Source organism: Mesorhizobium sp. M4B.F.Ca.ET.017.02.2.1, assembly GCF_003998955.1.
Classification (GTDB): Bacteria; Pseudomonadota; Alphaproteobacteria; order Rhizobiales; family Rhizobiaceae; genus Mesorhizobium; species Mesorhizobium abyssinicae.
The window spans coordinates 1-12,237 of the sequence record NZ_RZOF01000184.1 but is presented as its reverse complement, the minus strand read 5'-3'; the positions used below and the strand labels follow the sequence as shown (position 1 = coordinate 12,237).

Genomic DNA, 12,237 nt, shown 5'->3' with positions numbered 1-12,237 from the left:
GGCGCCGCCATCGCCGGCACCGCCAGAACCGCCACGGCAAGGTGAGGCAGCCGCACCTACTGGCTGGCCCAGACGATGCGCGCCACCCATTCGACGTCGCGCATCGGAATATCGCGGTCGGGATGATCGGGATTGAGGGAGACCAGCAGGATCGACTTCGCGGTCTGGCGATCGAGCACCTTGGCCATCACCTCGCCCGCGGCGGTCTTCACGACGACGCGGTCGCCCTTGCGAGTGGCCGCTCCCGGCTCGACGATCAGTACGTCGCCGTTGCGGTAGAGCGGCAGCATGGAATCGCCCTGCACTTTCAGCGCATAGGAGGTCGCGGTCGCCCGCGCCGGCAATTCCACCAGATCCCAGCCCTGCCCCGCCGGATAGCCGGCATCGTCGAAAAAGCCGCCGGCGCCGGCTTGGGCAAAGCCGAGCAGCGGCACCGAAGACCTGCGTGGCTGCGAAGCGGTCCCACCGAGGCCTTCGACCAGCCCGGTGAACTCCTCAAGCGAGGCGCCGGTGGCCTCGATGATCTTGGCCAGCGATTCGGTCGAGGGCCAGCGTGGCCGCCCGTCCGAGGACAGGCGCTTCGACTTGTTGAAGGCGGTGGAGTCGAGACCGGCGCGCCTTGCCAGACCTGACGCCGACAGCGAATAACGCTCGGCGAGTGCGTCGATGGCAGCCCAGACACGGTCGTGCGAGAGCAATCGAGCTCTCCTTCAAAACAGGAAAAAATGCCTCTTCCTGTCTACCGCGCAACCGCCCCAATGTCCACCGAGGAAGCGCGGGATCGCCAACGATCAGGCCTTTTTGGCAAGTTCCCGCAAATTCCGGTGCGAGGCCATGAATGCCTGCTCGGCCTCGGTCGGTGGGCGCGACTGAGCAGAACGGCCAAGCGCGGCGACAACCTCGGCGATGTCGAGAAAGCGGCGATTGCGGCGGTCGTAGACGCCGCCGGTGGTCATGATCAGCGCGGCCGTATCGCCGCTGTCGAGGACGAAGCGGTGCCTGCCGATCACCGAGGTTCCCTCCCAGGTCTCGATCGAGGATATGACCTCGAAGCGCCGCCACAGCCGGATCTCGCGCACATAGGCCACCTGCAGCCCGCCGATCATCGGTGCCCAGCCGTTCTTGCGCGCCAGCGCGATCAGGCCGGCGCGCAGGAAGATGTCGATGCGGCCGAGGTCGGCGAGCATCATATAGCGGGCATTGTTGAGATGCAGGTTGAAATCGATGTCGGTCGGCAGGCAGCGGAAGGCAAGCCGGCTGTCGCCGCCGATAAGGTAAGGGCCACGGCTTCGCGCCGTGGCCATCATGCGCGCCATGCGCGCCCAGACATACATCCGCGTCGGCCGTCAGGCTGCCTGCTTGACCTCGCCCTTCGCGTACGGGTCGAAGCGCTGGTAGAAGGTTTCGCCTTTCTCGGCCATGTCGAGCAGCAGCTTGGGCGCCTTGAACTCGGCGCCGTACTTCTTCTGCAGGCCCTTGGCGATCTTGACGAACTGCTGCGCACCGATGCCGTCGATGTAGGACAGTGCGCCGCCGGTGAAGGGGGCGAAGCCGAAGGCGAGGATCGAGCCGACATCGGCCTCGCGCGGATCGGTGACGATGCCCTCTTCCATCACCCGCGCCGCTTCCAGTGCGATGGTGACCAGCAGGCGCTGCTTCAGCTCCTCATAGTCGATCTTCTCCGGCTTGAGCTGTGGGTAGAGATCCTTGAGGCCCGGCCACAGCTTCTTCTTCGCCGGCTTGGCCGGATAGTCGTAGAAGCCCTTGCCGTTCTTGCGGCCGAAGCGGCCATGCGTGTCGACCATGGTGTTGATCAGCGCCATCTGCTTCGGATCGACTGCCTTCTCGCCGATATCCCTGATCGTCTGCTTCATGATCTTCTGGGCAAGGTCGATCGCCGTCTCGTCGGTCAGCGCCAGCGGACCGACCGGCATGCCGGCCGCCTTGGCGGCGTTCTCGATCATCGGTGCCGGGACACCCTCGATCAGCATCTTGTAGGCTTCCGACATGTAGCGCAGGACGCAGCGGTTGACGTAGAAGCCGCGCGTGTCGTTGACCACGATCGGCGTCTTCTTGATGGCGCGGACGAAATCGATGGCGGTCGCCAGCGCCTTGTCGCCGGTCTTCTTGCCGAGGATGATCTCGACCAGCATCATTTTGTCGACCGGCGAGAAGAAGTGGATGCCGACAAAATTCTTCGGTCGCGCCGAATTCTTCGCCAGCGAGGTGATCGGGATGGTCGAGGTGTTGGAGGCGAAGATCGCCGACGACTTCAGCACCGCTTCCGCCTTTTCGGTGGCGCCCTTCTTGACGGCGGAATCCTCGAACACGGCCTCGACCACCAGATCGCAGCCGGCGAGGTCGGCATAGTCGGCCGTCGGCGTGATCAGCGACAGCAACTTGTCCTTCTCTTCGGGCTTGGCGCGGCCCTTCTTGACCTGATCAGAAATCAGGCTGTCGGAATGCGCCTTGCCCTTTTCTGCCGACTCCATGTCGCGGTCGAGCAGCACGACGGGAATGCCGGCCTTGGCCGTGACATAGGCGATGCCGGCGCCCATGAAGCCGGCGCCGAGGATGCCGATCTTCTTGAACTTGGTGTCCGGCACGCCGGTCGGGCGACGCGCGCCCTTGTTCAGTTCCTGCAGCGACACGAACAGCGAGCGGATCATCGCCGCCGCTTCCCTGGTCTGCATGATCTCGGTGAAATAGCGCTGCTCGATCCTGAGCGCGGTGTCGAACGGCACCAGCAGGCCCTCATAGACGCATTTCAGGATCGCCGCGGCGGCCGGATAGTTGCCGAAGGTCTCGCGGCGCAGGATGGCGATGGCCGGCGGCCAGAGATTGGCGCCCGCCGCCGAATAGACCGGGCCGCCGGGCAGCTTGAAGCCCTTCTCGTCCCAGGGCGCCACCGGCTTCAGGCCGTTCTTGATCATCGCCTTGGCGGTCTCGACCAGCTTCGAAGGCTCGGCGATCTCGTGGATCAGGCCCATTGCCTTGGCCTTCTGCGGCGTGAGAGTCTGGCCGGTGGTCAGCATCTGCAGCGCCTGCTGCGGATCGGTCAGCCGCGGCACGCGCTGGGTGCCGCCGGCACCAGGGAAGATGCCGATCTTCACTTCCGGAAGCGCCATCTTCACCTTGTCGGAATCGGCAGCGACGCGGCCGTGGCAGGCGAGCGACATCTCGAAGGCGCCGCCCATGCAGGTGCCGTTGATCGCCGACACCCACGGCTTGCCGGAAGTCTCGATCTTGCGGAACAGGCCGGTCATGACGCCGGCATTGTCGAACAGGGCTTTGGTCGCCTTGCCCAAATCCTTCGCCTTGTCGGCGGCGAAGGCGCCCAGCATCTTCTGCAGCAAGGTGATGTCGGCACCGCCGGAGAAAGTATCCTTGCCGGAGGTGATGACCGCGCCCTTGATGGCCGCGTCGCCGGCGACATGGTCGACGATGGCGTTAAGCTCCCGCATCACCTCTTCGGTGAAGACGTTCATCGATCGATCCGGCATGTTCCAGGTGACCAGCGCAATGCCGTCGGCGTCGATGTCTAGGGTGAAATTGGTGTAGCTCATCTTCTCTTTCCCCGTCAGACGCGTTCGATGATGGTGGCGGTGCCCATGCCGGCGCCGATGCAGAGCGTGACCAGGGCGGTGTTCAGGTCACGGCGCTCGAGCTCGTCGAGCACGGTGCCGAAGATCATGGCGCCGGTGGCACCGAGCGGATGGCCCATGGCGATCGCGCCGCCGTTGACGTTGATCTTGTCGTGCGGGATCTCGAAGGCCTGCATGTAGCGCAGCACCACCGAGGCGAAGGCCTCGTTGAGCTCGAACAGGTCGATGTCCGACAGCTTCATCTTGGCACGCTGCAAGAGCTTTTCGGTGACGTCGACCGGGCCGGTCAGCATCAGCACCGGCTCGGAGCCGATGTTGGCGAAGGCGCGGATGCGGGCGCGCGGCTTGATGCCCATCGCCTTGCCGGCCTTCTTGGAGCCGAGCAGGACGGCAGCGGCGCCATCGACGATGCCGGAGGAGTTGCCGGCATGGTGGACGTGGTTGACCTCTTCGACTTCCGGGTGCTTTTGCACGGCAACCGCATCGAAGCCGCCCATTTCGCCAGGCATGACGAAGGACGGGTTGAGCGAGGCCAGCGATTGCATGTCGGTCGCCGGTCGCATGTGCTCGTCATGGTCGAGGATGGTCAGCCCATTCTGGTCCTTGATCGGGATCACCGAATTCTTGAAGCGGCCCTCGGACCAGGACTTGGCGGCGCGCTTCTGGCTCTCGACGGCATAGGCGTCGACATCGTCGCGGCTGAAGCCATACTTGGTGGCGATCAGGTCGGCCGAAATGCCCTGCGGCACGAACCAGCCGGGCAGGCCGACGGACGGATCCATGAACCAGGCGCCGCCGGACATGCCCATGCCGACGCGCGACATCGATTCGACGCCGCCGGCGATGACGATCTCGTCGGCACCCTGCGCGATCTTGGCGGCGCCGAAATTGATGGCGTCGAGACCGGAAGCGCAAAAGCGCGAGATCTGCATGCCGGGCGCCTTGGTGTCGTAGCCGGCCTCGAAGGCGGCGGCGCGCGGAATGACCGAGCCCGCCTCGCCGACCGGGTCGACGCAGCCGAAGATGATGTCGTCCACAGTGCCGGTGTCGAGGCCGTTGCGGTCGCGCAATGCTCCCAGTGTTTTGGCGGCGAGCCGCACCGCCGGCACCTCGTGCAGCGAGCCATCCTTCTTGCCCCTGCCGCGCGGCGTGCGCACGGCGTCATAGACGTAAGCTTCGGCCATTTTCGGTTCCTTCCTTGTGGTGCCGTCTAAGGCTTGCTTTAACGCAAAGCCGCACGCAGGCGATTCAGTTCGTTCTTGAAGTTGGCTGCATCAGCAGGAGCGGCTTCAGCCCAGAGTTCCATCAGTTCAGAGTTAGGGCCGCTCACGCATTCGACTGCCTGGATTGCCTTGCCCTTCAATCCACTCAAAGCTTGCCAGTTCGAGACAGTTCGCAACGCTGTTCCTGCGGGTTCAGACAAGAACTCGGACTTCCCGTTGGCTGCGGCGACAATTGCGGCGGCGGCCAGTGCGACCGAGCCATCCGGCGCCTCGATGTAGCCAGGATTGCTGCCTGCCGCATCAAGCGCATCCGCAACGGCGACGGCGCCACTGTTCTCAAATTCGGCCACGAAATCGGCTGCGTCATCGTTTTCGAATATTTTGAAACCCCATGCGCCCATAATTGCTATCCTAAAGGCTCCTGCCGATCAGCAATTTCATGATCTCGTTGGTGCCGCCGTAGATGCGCTGGACGCGAGCGTCGCGGTACATGCGGGCGATCGGGTATTCATTCATGTAGCCATAGCCGCCGTGCAATTGAAGGCACTCGTCGACCACCTTGCCCTGCAGGTCGCTAAGCCAGTATTTGGCCATCGAGGCGGTGACCGGATCGAGGCCGCCATCGATGTGGCGGGCGACGCAGTCATTGTAGAAGACGCGACCGATCGTGGCCTCGGTCTTCAGCTCGGCCAGCTTGAACTGGGTGTTCTGGAAATCGATGACCGCCTTGCCGAAGGCCTTGCGCTCCTTGACGTAGTCGATGGTCAAGGCGAGCGCGCGTTCGATCATGGCGATCGCGCCGGTGCCGATCTGCAGCCGCTCCTGCGGCAGTTGCTGCATCAGTTGGACGAAGCCCTTGCCTTCCTCATGGCCGAGCAGGTTCGAGGTCGGCACGCGCACGTCGTTGAAAAACAGTTCGGAGGTGTCGTTGGCCTTCAGGCCGATCTTGTCGAGGTTGCGGCCGCGCTGAAAACCTTCGACCTCGTCGGTCTCGACGATGATGAGCGAGGTGCCCTTGGCGCCCTTTTCCGGATCGGTCTTGGTGACGACGATGATCAGGTTGGCGAGCTGGCCGTTGGTGATGAAGGTCTTGGAGCCGCTGATCTTGTAGTGGTTGCCGTCCTTCTCGGCGCGCGTCTTGACGCCCTGCAGGTCGGAGCCGGCGCCGGGCTCGGTCATGGCGATGGCGCCGATCAACTCGCCGGTCGCGAGCTTGGGCAGCCATTTCTTTTTCTGCTCCTCGGAGCCGTAATGGAGGATGTAGGGGGCGACGATCGAATTGTGCAGGCCGATGCCGAAACCGTCGACGCCGACATGGCCGATCGCCTCGATGATGGCGCTCTCATGCGCGAAGGTACCGCCGGAGCCGCCATACTCCTCCGGCATCGAGGCGCAGAGCAGGCCGGCCGCGCCTGCCTTCAGCCAGCTCTCGCGGTCGACCATCTCGTTCTTCTCGAACTCGTCGTAGCGCGGCGCGATCTCTTCCGACATGAAGCGCGACGCCATGTCGTAGAGCATGCCGACCTCGTCCGCCGCCCAGGCGGGTTTTGGCAAGCCAAGAATTTCGGCTGGATTTGTCATGCTACTTCCTCCGTTGCGCTGGCGTCCCCCTCCCCCTTGAGGGGAGGGTGGCCGCGAAGCGGTCGGGAGGGGTCGCCGGTGACACGCTCGGCCTTGTCCTTAACAAGCTGCGCCACATGCCATGCACTGTTGATGACATCAGGTTCGTCGATTCGGACGATGACGTAGCCGAGAGATTGCAGATAGGCATCGCGATTGATGTCATGGCGCTTTCCTGCTTCAGTTTCGTGCAGATCGCCGTCGACCTCGACGATCAGTTTGACCCTCGGACAAACGAAATCGACAATATATGGGCCGATCGGCGACTGCCGTCTGAACTTCAGGCCATCAGCGGCAAACTCGCGCAATTCATACCATAACAAGGACTCCGCCTTCGTCGCGTGGAGACGAAGCGAACGTGCCTTCTGCCGCATCTCGAAACTCACTCGCGTCCGAGGCATTGCTGTAGTCCTCCTCCCAATACGCGTCGTCAGAATTGGCGTCGAGCTTGTCGCGGGCGACCCCTCCCGGCCGCTTCGCAGCCACCCTCCCCTCAAGGGGGAGGGGGACGCCCCACGATTTCTAGAACGCTTCCGCCGGCAGCGCCATTAGCGTGTCCGCGCCACTGGAAATGCGGGCAAGCCGCGTCGCCGTCTCCGGCATGATCCGCTCCATGAAGAAGCGCGCGGTCACCAGCTTGTTGTCGTAGAAGGACGCGGCGCCATTGGCGCCTTCCGCCAGCTTGACGCCCGCGGCCCTGGCCATCTGCGCCCACATATAGCCCAGCGCCACCAGGCCGAAGAGATGCATATAGTCGGTCGAGGCGGCGCCCGCATTGTCAGGCTTGGCCATGGCGTTCTGCACCAGCCACATGGTCGCCGCCTGCAGGTCGTTGAGACCTTTCTTCAGCGCCTTGGTGAAGGGCGCCAGCTTCTCGTCGGCGCGGTTCTCCTCGCAGAACTCGGCGACCTCCTTGAAGAAGGCCTGCACCGCGCGGCCGCCATTCTGCGCCAGCTTGCGGCCGACGAGGTCGAGCGCCTGGATGCCGTTGGCGCCCTCGTAGATCATGGCGATGCGGGCATCGCGCACGAACTGGCTCATGCCATGCTCTTCGATGTAGCCATGGCCGCCGAAGACCTGCTGCGCCATCACGGCGTGGTCGAAGCCCTTGTCGGTGAGCACGCCCTTGACCACCGGCGTCAGCAGGCCGGTGTAGTCGTCAGCCGCCTGGCGGTCCTTGTCGTCGCCGGCGCGGTGGGCGACGTCCGACTTGATCGCCGTCCACAGCGCCAGCGCGCGGCCAGCCTCGTTGAAAGCCTTCATGGTCATCAGCGAGCGACGGATGTCGGGATGGACGATGATCGGGTCGGCCTTCTTGTCCGGCGCCTTGGCTCCGGACAGCGAACGGCCCTGCAGCCGGTCCTTGGCGTAGGAGACGGCGTTCTGGTAGGCGATCTCCGACAGCGAAAGCCCCTGCAGGCCGACGCCGAGCCGGGCCTCGTTCATCATCGTGAACATGGCCTTCAACCCGCCATTGGCCTCGCCGAGCAGCGTGCCTTCGGCCTCGTCATAGTTCATGACGCAGGTCGAATTGCCGTGGATGCCCATCTTTTCCTCGATCGAGCCGCAGGAGACGGTATTCCTCTGACCGGGATTGCCCGAGGCATCGAGCTTCAGCTTCGGCACGATGAACAGCGAAATGCCCTTCACGCCTTCCGGCGCCCCTTCGATGCGGGCCAGCACCAGGTGGACGATATTGTCCGACATGTCGTGCTCGCCGGCGGAGATGAAGATCTTCTGGCCGGAGATCCTGTAGGTGCCGTCGCCGTTCGGCACCGCCTTGGAGCGCAGCAGGCCGAGATCGGTGCCGCAATGCGGCTCGGTGAGGTTCATGGTGCCGGTCCAGGCGCCCTCGACCAGCTTCGGCAGCCAGGTCGCCCTCTGCTCGTCGGTGCCGTGGGTGATGATGGCGGCGATGGCCCCTTGCGTCAGGCCCGGATACATCATCAGCGCCATGTTGGCAGAGACCATATATTCGGAGACCGCCGTGTGGACCGTGTAGGGCAGGCCCTGGCCGCCGAACTCGGCCGGCGCGGCGAGCCCCATCCAGCCACCCTCGCGATACTGGTCGAAAGCCTCCCTGAAGCCCTTGGGCGTCGTCACCGAGCCGTCATCATGGCGCACGCAACCTTCCATGTCACCGACACGGTTCAGCGGATGCATGACGTTCTCGGCAAGCTTGGCGCCTTCGGCAAGGATCGCCTCGAGGACATCGGGCGTCGCGTCGGAGAAGCCGGGAAGGTTGGAATAGCGCTGATAGCCCAGCACGTCGTTGAGCACGAACAGCGTGTCCTGGATCGGCGCCCTGTAGATCGTCATGCCTTCCTCCACCCTTGCGGTCTGGCCCTGCCAGCAAGTTCTCGATCAAAGCGCAGATCGGAGGCTGAGCCAATGTCGACGCCCCGATAGCAAATATTGACGTTTGCGTAAACGTCAATCTTGTCGCAGCCGGAAAATTTTCGATGCGTGGCCAGCAAAAGATAAAGAGCCGCGCGACCAGGTCGCGCGGCTCTCATTCGTCATCTGCTTGGCCGGAAATCGGCGAAGCGATTAACCGGCGGCGCTCGCCTGCGGCGCGCGATCCATCAGCATCTGGCGCACCGCCGTCATCGACGTGCTCAATTCGTTGATGGCGTCGTCGATCAGCGCCCGCTGCTTCTGCAAGCGGGCGAGCTGCTTCTCGGACTTGTCGAGCGCCAGCCGCAACTGCTTGGTGTTGGAGCCGGTCGGATCGTAGAGATCCATCATCTGCTTGACGTCGCGCAACGAGAACCCGACCTTGCGGCCTAGCAGGATCAGCTTCAGCCGTGCCCTGTCGCGGCGCGTGTAGAGACGGGTCGAACCGTCGCGCTTCGGGTTGAGCAGGCCCTTGTCCTCGTAGAAACGCAGCGTGCGCAACGTCACGCCGTATTTCTTGGCCATCTCGCCGATGCGGACAAGGTCCTCGCCGGTTTCAGTCGATATGTCATTGGTGTTGGCCGCGGCTTCGCCGGCCGAAACAAGTTTCATGGTCACTGGCTTTCCCCGTCTGGTGGCGCCGCGGTCCCGGACCTTGCGTCGCCTGAGTGGAAGCGGGGGCGTGCTTCCAGTCGTGGTTTCAACAAAAAAATCGCAAAAGGCGGGATCTGCGCACCTCTTACGTTTACGTCAATTCTATACCGATTGCCGGCTCATGACGCAAGGGCGTTCTAGGCTAAGAACGTTATGCCGCACCCATTGGCGGGCGATCCTGAAATCCGGAACGGTTTTTGAGGAGGCGCTCCGGGAACGGAAAGGCATATGCAAGTTCTTAAGCTTGGTTAACGCGTTGTTTACCACGTTGGGTGAAATGTGCGCATGTCGGTCACCCGTGGTTATCCTGTAGCGAATTTTTCACGGTTTTCGAAGCGCGGGCGAAAGGCCCGGGAGGCTTGGCCTCCGCCGCAGCAGAACCGCGCGGTCGCCTTCGTCCCGGCGGGACTTTGGGGAATCCGGCCAGGAGCCGGCCATTCTGAACACGGGCGCATCGATGAACAGCAAGCGGTCCTATCTCGATACTCTCAATGCCGGCAGGCAGCGCAGGCCGCACACCACGCTCGAGCAGCTGAACCGCTCGCTGGAAACGCTGGAGCAGCGGCTGGAGCGGACGCGCGAGGACACGGCCGAGCGCGTCGACCCTCGCCGCCAGCCGGAACCGCGCTACGCCAGCGCCCAGCCCTTTGGCCAACAGCCGCGCTGGTATGACGACCCGCAGCCGGCACCGCGGCCAAAAGCGCCGGCGCCGGCGGCGCCCGCCTTCGAACAGAACTACCAGGCGATCGCCCGCGACATCGACCGCGTGCGCGGCCAGGAGGACAGCGTCGCCGTGGTCGGCAAGATCGCCGGCGAGCTGCGCGGCCTGCGCGAGGAATTGCGTCACCAGATGACCGCCGGGCTGAAGCGCGAATTCGACGCGCTGCGCCAGGACATCGAGCGCGCCTTCCAGGCAAATGGCCAGGCAGGCAAGGGCAGCGCCGAGCTCGGCCTCGAATTCGAGCGGCTGTCCGGCGCCATCCAGACGCTGGCCGAGAAGAGCGACGACCGGAGCGTCAACCTGCTCAGGCTCGAACTGGAGCAGGTCAAGGGCGCGCTGGACACGCTGGCGCGCGAGGAAAGCGTGCGCGCGGTCGACCGCCGCTGGGACGATTTCGACCGCCGCTGGAGCGCCTTCGAGGATCGCGTCGACGCCGACCAGCGCCAGCGCTCGGACAATCCGGGCCTGTCGGCGCTGACCGACCGGCTCGAGCAGATCAGCACTGCCGTCAACAACCTGCCGGAATCGCTGTCGCTGCGCTCGCTGGAAGAAAAGGTGCGCACGCTTGCAGGCGCCGTCGACCAGTTCGCCAGCCAGCAGGGCAATCGCGCCAGCGACACGTTCGGCATGATCGACGAGCGGCTGGACGAGATCTCGCGCGCCATCGTCGCCTCGACCGTCGCCGCGCAGGCCAATGCCTTCGATCCCGAACCCTTCGAGCGCATCGAGAAGCGGATCGCCTCGCTGGCGCAGCAGATCGAGGAAGTCACCCAGGCTCAGCCGGGCCGGGAGGTGATGGATCGGCTCAATCTCCTGTCGAGCCGCGTCGATGAGCTGGCCGCCCGCGCCAACCTGCCCGAGCAGGCGATGGACCGGCTCGGCAAGCAGATCGCGATGATCGCCGACAAGATCGACCACGCGCCGGCCATGCCCGACGCCGACTACATCTTCCAGGGGCTGGAACAGCGCTTCGACGCGCTGTCGGGGATGATGGAACGCCGGCAGGGCGACGCGATCGAGCAGGGCAACATGCTGTTTCGCGATCTCGAACGGCGGCTGGACGAAGTTGCCGACAGGCTCGACCAACGCATGCCGCAGGCCGACAGCGCCGGCATCATGGACGCCATCGATGCCCGCTTCACCGCGCTCGCCAAGCGCCTGGAGACGCGCACGCCAGACCCCGCCAGCGAATTGGCGATCCGGGGCCTGGAAAGCCGGCTCGAAGACATCTCCAGCCGGCTGGAAACATCCGCCGCGCAGGTCGCCGGTATCGACCCGGCGCTGATCCGCAGCCTGGAGGCGCAAGTTTCCGGGCTTTCGGCGCATCTCACCAAGCCGGGCACGCCGCTGCCGGAATTCGAGGACATCAGCCCGCGCCTCAACGAGATCGAGAAGTCGCTGGCCGGAACGCGCGATTCGATCCTCAGCGCGGCCCGCGAGGCGGCCGAGAGTGCTGTGCGTTCGATGGCTGACACCAGCGCCAACACGGCGGCGGTCAGCGGCCTCGCGCAGGACCTGAAGACGCTCGAAGCCCTGACGCGCCGTTCCGACGAACGCAATTCGCGCACTTTCGAGGCCATCCACGACACGCTGCTCAAGATCGTCGACCGGCTGGGCTCGCTGGAGACCAGCGAGCCGGTGGAAGCCGTCAGCGAGCTCATCGATCCGCAGCCGATGGGCAAGCGCGCAGGACGCGGTTCCAAGATCGCGGTGCAGGATGCGCCGTCGATGGATATCGACCAGCCGCTGCCACTGGCCGGAGATATCGCGGATCTCGACACCCGCGCCGCCGCGATCCTGCGCAACGAACCGGTTGCGCGCGAAGAGCCGGCGCCACGTTCGCCGGCTGAAGCGGCCGCCGCCGCCGCCATGGCGGCGCTCGGTTCGGACACGATCACCGAAAAGAGCGAGAAGGCCGGCAAGAAGTCGATGTTCGGCGGACTGGCGCGCGCCTTCAGGGGCAAGAAGCAGGCGGAGACGCCGCCGCTTGCCGGTTCGGCGCCCGACGTCGACGCCC

The 12,237-nt window shown here is 64.5% G+C and carries 9 protein-coding genes and 1 pseudogene; 1 reads left to right on the top strand and 9 read right to left on the bottom strand.

The window, feature by feature from the left end; genetic code table 11:
- Nucleotides 1-56: 56 nt before the first annotated feature.
- The 9 genes from EN738_RS20795 to EN738_RS20755 form a co-directional block, all read right to left on the bottom strand.
- Entirely contained in the window at nt 57-698 is a 642-nt protein-coding gene (locus EN738_RS20795; RefSeq protein WP_127285343.1) for a helix-turn-helix transcriptional regulator, read from the bottom strand.
- Nucleotides 699-791: 93 nt separating this feature from the next.
- Nucleotides 792-1,334, bottom strand: coding sequence for a thioesterase family protein (locus EN738_RS20790; protein WP_127285342.1), 543 nt, complete (start codon nt 1,332-1,334; stop codon nt 792-794).
- Between the two features lie 12 nt (nt 1,335-1,346).
- Nucleotides 1,347-3,566, bottom strand: a complete 2,220-nt coding sequence (locus EN738_RS20785) for a 3-hydroxyacyl-CoA dehydrogenase NAD-binding domain-containing protein (RefSeq protein ID WP_127285341.1) — start codon at nt 3,564-3,566, stop codon at nt 1,347-1,349.
- Between the two features lie 14 nt (nt 3,567-3,580).
- Nucleotides 3,581-4,789 carry an acetyl-CoA C-acetyltransferase gene (locus tag EN738_RS20780; RefSeq protein ID WP_127285340.1) on the bottom strand — a complete coding sequence of 403 codons (1,209 nt, stop codon included), beginning with the start codon at nt 4,787-4,789 and terminating at the stop codon, nt 3,581-3,583.
- Nucleotides 4,790-4,827: 38 nt separating this feature from the next.
- The gene (locus EN738_RS20775; RefSeq protein WP_127285339.1) at nt 4,828-5,229 is read right to left on the bottom strand and encodes a DUF4259 domain-containing protein; all 402 of its coding nucleotides are present in this window, start codon (nt 5,227-5,229) and stop codon (nt 4,828-4,830) included.
- Nucleotides 5,230-5,239: 10 nt separating this feature from the next.
- Nucleotides 5,240-6,409, bottom strand: coding sequence for an acyl-CoA dehydrogenase family protein (locus EN738_RS20770; RefSeq protein WP_127285338.1), 1,170 nt, complete (start codon nt 6,407-6,409; stop codon nt 5,240-5,242).
- Nucleotides 6,406-6,822 carry an endonuclease domain-containing protein gene (locus EN738_RS20765; RefSeq protein ID WP_245494592.1) on the bottom strand — a complete coding sequence of 139 codons (417 nt, stop codon included), beginning with the start codon at nt 6,820-6,822 and terminating at the stop codon, nt 6,406-6,408. The genes EN738_RS20770 and EN738_RS20765 overlap by 4 nt, the downstream gene beginning before the upstream one ends.
- A gap of 148 nt (nt 6,823-6,970) precedes the next feature.
- Nucleotides 6,971-8,767: an acyl-CoA dehydrogenase gene (locus EN738_RS20760; RefSeq protein ID WP_127285336.1), complete on the bottom strand. Its 1,797-nt coding sequence runs from the start codon at nt 8,765-8,767 to the stop codon at nt 6,971-6,973.
- Between the two features lie 231 nt (nt 8,768-8,998).
- Nucleotides 8,999-9,457, bottom strand: coding sequence for a MerR family DNA-binding transcriptional regulator (locus EN738_RS20755; RefSeq protein ID WP_127285335.1), 459 nt, complete (start codon nt 9,455-9,457; stop codon nt 8,999-9,001).
- Nucleotides 9,458-9,956: 499 nt separating this feature from the next.
- Here EN738_RS20755 and EN738_RS20750 point away from each other — a divergent pair.
- Nucleotides 9,957-12,237, top strand: a pseudogene (locus tag EN738_RS20750) (peptidoglycan-binding protein); the annotation flags it as partial.